We start from the raw sequence: 4,614 nt of genomic DNA on the forward strand, positions 1-4,614 counted from the left end.
GTCGGGGTCCGCGGCGGACACCACCGGGCGGGCCGCGGCCAGGGCCGCCGCGGCTGCCGCGGGCCGGGCGGCCACCGCGGCGGGCCACGGCGGGAGTTCGCGGTCGTCGGGGCGGCCCGGCCGGTCGGCGCCGTCGGGGTGGTCAGCGCGGTCGGGGTGGTCGGCGTTCCCGGGGCGGCCCGGCCGGTCGACCAGCAGGTCGTACTCGCGCAGGCGTGCGGTCACCGTGGCGAGCGCCGCCTCCACCCGGGCCGGAACGGCTTCCGGGTGCCCGTCCGCCTCGGGGCCCAGCCGGGCCTCCAGGAGCTTCCACAGGGCCGGCAGCGCCCGACTGCCCTCCAGGGTGAGGCTGGTGCCGCGCCCCCGCAGGTGCAGCCCGTCGCGCAGCGGCGTCACCGCCACGCCCGGGCGCAGCCGGGGACGGGGCTCCGGGGCCGTCACGCCGCCCCCTCGACCACGGCGATCACCTCGTCGACCCGGTCCCGCCACTGGTGCCCGGTGAGCTCCGGCACGCTGCGCACCACCAGGTGGGCGGCGAGGTAGCGTTCCACCGGCCGGACGTCACAGATCGCGAGCAGCCTGTACAGGCCGTTGGTGCAGGCCCGGTAGATCAGGTAGTCGGGGCGGCTCCACATCGTGCCCGCCGGGTCCGACCGGTGCAGCAGCTGGTGGAACTCGCTGTAGACGGTACGCAGTTCGGGGTTCCACCGTTCGGCGGTGGCCCGGTCCCCGAGCGCGGCGGCGCGGTCCCGGTACTCCGACCGGTCGCCGCCGAGGTCGGCCCCGGCCGCCAGCAGTTCCTCCGCCCGGCGCCAGGCCGTCGCCGACCAGCGCGCCCAGTCCCGCTCCCAGCCCTTCGCCCCGCCGTCGACGATCCGGCCGACCAGTGCCGTGACGGCCCGGCCGCTCCCCTCCCAGTGCCGCTCGAACGCGTCCCGCAGCCGCCCGTCCGGATCCTCGTGGACGAGGAAGTCCTCCAGGTGCGAGAGGAAGGAGTAGTGACCGCCGATCAGCCCGTCCGGGTGGGCGGCCGCGTGCGCCGCCAGCGCCGCCGCCACCAGCTGGACCCTGGCCTGCGGCGTGTCGCCGTGCGCCCCGAGGAAGTCGCAGGCGGAGCCGACGGCGGGCAGTCCGAGTCGCAGCAGTTCGTCCCGCAGGGCCGCCGCGTCGGGCCCGAGCAGCGCGTCCAGGGAGGTCGCGGCCCCGGCCTCGACGGGCTCCACCCGGACGGTGTTGTCCGGCACCAGCGGACCGTACGGCGGCGCGACCAGCTCGACCCGCCCGGCGACGGCCGCCTCCGCCAGCACCTGGGCGTCGGTCCGGTCCGCGACGGACGGATGGGCGGCCGTCCACGCCCGCAGCGCCGCCGCGGAACGCTCGGCCGCGGCGGCCACCCGGTCGGCCGGGCCGGACAGCCGCAGGCGCAGGTGCGGTCCGAACCGCCAGTGCCGCTCGACGTGCACGCCCAGGCCGTCCCCCGCCGCCTGCCGGGCCAACGGCAGCACGGCCTCGCGCAACGCCCGGGCTTTGGTGGGCTGGTAGTAGTACAGGACCACGTCACACGCCGTCACGGCCCGCGGGCCACCGGCCGGATCACTCATCGAACGCCTCCTCGACGCTGCACGGATGGACCTCTACGGATGGGCCTCTACGGATGGGCCTGCACGGATGGGACTTCGTCTCCACTGCGGCCCCGGTGCGGCGGCCGCTCACCACTGGCTGCCGCCGGGCCCTGTCCGGGCGGTCACCCCACGCCCCGCTGGGACGGCGGTGGGCCGGGCAGGGCGGTACGTCTCGGCGACGAGTTCCACGGCCCCGGTCGGCCGGGGCCGGCCACCGAGCGCCGGCAGGGCCTCTTCGAGGACGACGCCGCGGGGGTGGCGGGTGAGCCATTTGGCGAGGTGGTGCAGGTGGAGGGGGTTGCCGAGGTCGACCGGCTGCGGTTTGGGGGCGCGCAGCCGGGCGATGAAGGCGTCGACGGCGTGACCCTCTGCGGGGCCGGTTTCGGGGCCGGCTGCGGGGCCGTCCGGCACGGGGTGCAGGAACAGCTGCTCGGGGAGGTCGAGGAGGGCCCGCCAGCGGGCGGCGGTGGCCGCGGGCACGTCGCCGGGGCCGGTCTCGGCGGCGAGGTCGGCGCGCAGGGCGTCGAGGACGGCCGCGGGCAGGTGCCAGCGGCGGCGGGCGAGGACGACGTGGCCGTAGCGCAACCGGGGTGTGCGGGTGACGGTGCCGCCGGGAGCGGGCAGGGTGGTGCGGGGCAGCAGCGGGCGGAAGTCGACGATGCCGTTGGGGTGGTCGGCGAGGAGGGGTGCGAGCCGTTGCGGCAGCATGATCGGCGCGAGGAAGCCCAGGTAGAGCACGTCGAGGGCTTCACCGGTGGTGCGCAGCCGGAACCGGAGCTGATCGGTGGCGGGGTCGTGGACGAGGTCGAGGTCCGGTTCGGCGAGGTTGGTCCAGCGGCGGTCGGGGCCGATCTCGTCGGCGAGCAGCCGGGGGTGGAGGTTGGCGTTGAAGCCGCCGACCGGGCGGATCTGGGCGGCGCGGGCGCCGTCGCCGAGGCCGCGGCGGATCTGCCGGGCGACGTCGGCGGCCTGTGGCGTGCCGGCGTCGAGGAAGCGGCTGGTGAAGCGCCCCCAGCCGCCGTAGACGTGGTTGACGCACAACAGGCCGTCGGCGAGGTCGTGTTGGACGAACCAGGAGTAGCTGAGCGGCCGGGCGGCGGTCCAGTCCGGCAGGCGGGCGGCCAGGGCGCGGATCCGGTCGGTGGGCAGCAGCAGCTCGCCGTCGACCACGGGTGTGGCGGTGAACTCCTCTCGCAGGAGGCGCAGTTCCGGCGGTCCGGCGGTCCGTCCGGCGTCGGCCCAGGCTTCGCCGGCATCGGCGCCGAACTCCCACGGGGTGACGCAGACGCCGCCGACGCCGTAGCGGGCGACGAAGCGGTCCCGGGCCGCCCGGCGCATCAGGTGGCCGAGGTCGAACAGCTCTGCCAGGGCGGTGAGTTCGCCGAGCGCGGCCCGGTCGGCGCCGTCCAGGTCGTGTCCGGTCGACCGCGGGCCGGGCTGGATCGGCCGGGCAGGCTCCAGCCGGGGCCGCGGCGGCGCTGCGGCGTGGACGTCCTCGGTGAGCACCGCGAGGGGTGCGGCGTGGACGTCCTCGGTGAGCACCGTGAGGGGCGCGGCGTCGGGCGGGACGGGCCGACCGGCGTCGGCGAGCAGCCGGCGCCAGTCGGCGGCGAGAGCGGCGAGCAGCGCCGGGCGCCGCTCCGCCTGGGTCGTATGGAACTGGGCTGTGTGATCGGAGAGTTGGTGGAGGCGTCGGCTCAGGTCGGCGTCCTCGGGCCACTGCCGCAGCCAGTCGCCGAGGCGTCGCAGCGGGTCCTGGTCCTGCGGATCGACGGGGTCGGCGGGCACGAGCAGCCGGGCGTCGAGGAGTTGTCCGACGAACCGGTGCACGGCCGGGTCGCCGTCGGCGCGGCCGAGGGCGGCGGTGAGGCGCTCGGTGAGCCGGGCCGGAGTGTCCGGGGTGTCGGAGAGCGCGCCGAGGAGCGCCAGTTCGGGGCGGGCCGCGAGTTCGACCTCCTCCTCGCGGGTGACCAGGTAGCGGCCGCCCGCGAACACCACCCGGGTGCGGGCGTAGCGGGCGCGGTCACCGTCGATCCGGGCGGCGCTGGCCATCCGGTGCGGCAGGGTGCGACTGCGACGGGGTTCGTCGAGCAGGGCCTGGACGAGGGCTCCGACCAGCGTCCGGTTCTCCTTGACGACCGCGCGCGGGGCGGTGTCGCCGCCCGCCGCCCAGCCGACGGCGGTGAACCAGGAGAGCGGGCTGGTCTTGCTGGTGGCCCGCAGGGCGTGGCGCAGCACCGCGGCCTCCTCCTTGCGCGCCCGGCCCCGCCGTTCCCCCGCCGCACCGCCGTCGCGCGCCGTGTTGCCGACCGCGCGCAGCAGGTCGGCGCTGGTGAGGGCGACGGCACGGGTGAACGCGGGTGAGCGGCAGAGTTCGGCGAGGGCGGCGCGTTCGGCGGCCAGTGCGGGCGCGACGGCGGCGGCGAGGTCGTCGAGCAGGCTGGTGCGCCGCGCGCGCAGCTCCAGCCACTCGGCGAGGCGCGGGGTTCGGGCGGGGAGGTCGGCGAGCCGGGCGAGCAGGACGGCGCGCGGCGGGCGCCCGTTGTGCAGGTCTCGGCGCAAGGGGAGCACGACCTGCCGGTGGAACGCCTCGCCGTGGCCGGCGCGGCCGGCGTGGAGGTCGTCGCAGAGGGTGGGCCGCAGAGCGGCGTCCGCGGCTTCGACGGCGGTGAGCCGGGCCAGCAGGGCCCGGACGGCGGCGGCCGGGGCCGACTGGGCGGGGCGGGCGAGGACGGTGGCGCGCACCAGGGTGTACGGCGCGGTGCTGACGGGTGGCGGCGCCGGGGCCTCCTGCGGCCGGGCGGGGTGGGTCAGGGCTCGGTGCGGCATGGCGGGCTCCCTCCGACGGACCCGTGGGGCGGACAGACCTGGGTGCTGCTCGTCTCGGCGGGGGGGGGGGGGGGGGGGGGGGGGGGGGGGGGGGGGGGCCCCCCCCCCCCCCCCGGCAGCACGGGGGGGGGGGGGGGGGTGCGCGAAAAGGGCGAGGCCGGCG

At 77.9% G+C, this 4,614-nt stretch carries 2 protein-coding genes and 1 pseudogene; all 3 read right to left on the minus strand.

What is annotated here, in order from left to right:
- Positions 1-441 (minus strand): annotated as a pseudogene (locus ACFWPT_RS40620) (hypothetical protein); the annotation flags it as partial.
- Positions 438-1,601: a lantibiotic dehydratase C-terminal domain-containing protein gene (locus tag ACFWPT_RS40625; protein WP_063345887.1), complete on the minus strand. Its 1,164-nt coding sequence runs from the start codon at positions 1,599-1,601 to the stop codon at positions 438-440. The gene ACFWPT_RS40625 and the pseudogene ACFWPT_RS40620, both read right to left, overlap by 4 nt.
- A 108-nt stretch (positions 1,602-1,709) precedes the next feature.
- On the minus strand, positions 1,710-4,451 hold the full coding sequence (locus ACFWPT_RS40630) for a lantibiotic dehydratase (RefSeq protein ID WP_380488064.1): 2,742 nt from the start codon (positions 4,449-4,451) through the stop codon (positions 1,710-1,712).
- Positions 4,452-4,614 lie beyond the last annotated feature (163 nt).

Origin of the sequence: Kitasatospora sp. NPDC058478, from assembly GCF_042720345.1 — a bacterium.
GTDB lineage: Bacteria > Actinomycetota > Actinomycetes > Streptomycetales > Streptomycetaceae > Kitasatospora.

Coding starts and splice junctions, on each gene's coding strand:
- ACFWPT_RS40630 (WP_380488064.1), bottom strand. CDS start 4,451: ATGCCGCACCGAGCCCTGACCCACCCCGCCCGGCCGCAGGAGGCCCCG.
- ACFWPT_RS40625 (WP_063345887.1), bottom strand. CDS start 1,601: ATGAGTGATCCGGCCGGTGGCCCGCGGGCCGTGACGGCGTGTGACGTG.